General features: G+C 53.0%; 1 protein-coding gene. It reads left to right on the top strand.

The window, feature by feature from the left end:
- Positions 1–217 (top strand): hypothetical protein (locus LPW41_RS17190; RefSeq protein ID WP_230705462.1); only part of this gene is annotated, 217 nt, incomplete at its 5' end.
- Positions 218–502 lie beyond the last annotated feature (285 nt).

The raw sequence follows: 502 nt of genomic DNA on the forward strand, positions 1-502 counted from the left end.
TACCATTCCAAGCAAGCTGCAAAATATACCAAAACAATTCCATATTCCATATAACCAACAACAAGCACATAAAAGTATATACTTCATCAACTACATAAAATCCACATCGTCTAAATTAATATCCGCTTCTGGGGGTTGCTGCGGAGGTTGCGGCGGAGGTTGCGGCGGCTGGGGTAGCGGCATGGGCGGAGGCATGGGCGGAGGCGGAAGTCCCTGAAGCTGGGCAGCTGTAAAGTCCTGCATGTACTGGAACATCTGCTGCTGCTGGGCCTGTTGGGTGGCATATACCGAGACAGTATAGGCTGTCTGCGCGGCGATTTGGGCGGCATGGGCGGCAGCCTGAGCAGCTTGATGTTCCTGTAGTCTCTCAACTTCTGACTCTAGCTGAGTCGTCCTGCTGCTGGTCGAGGCTGCCTTTCGTTGAAATCCTGGAGTGGTCTTTAGGACCCCCTCGCCTTTCTTTCCTAGACCCCGGCAGAAGAAGTTGTTTGCTCTCGGTGGG

It is taken from the genome of Microbacterium sp. JC 701, assembly GCF_021026215.1.
Taxonomy (GTDB): domain Bacteria; phylum Actinomycetota; class Actinomycetes; order Actinomycetales; family Microbacteriaceae; genus Microbacterium; species Microbacterium algihabitans.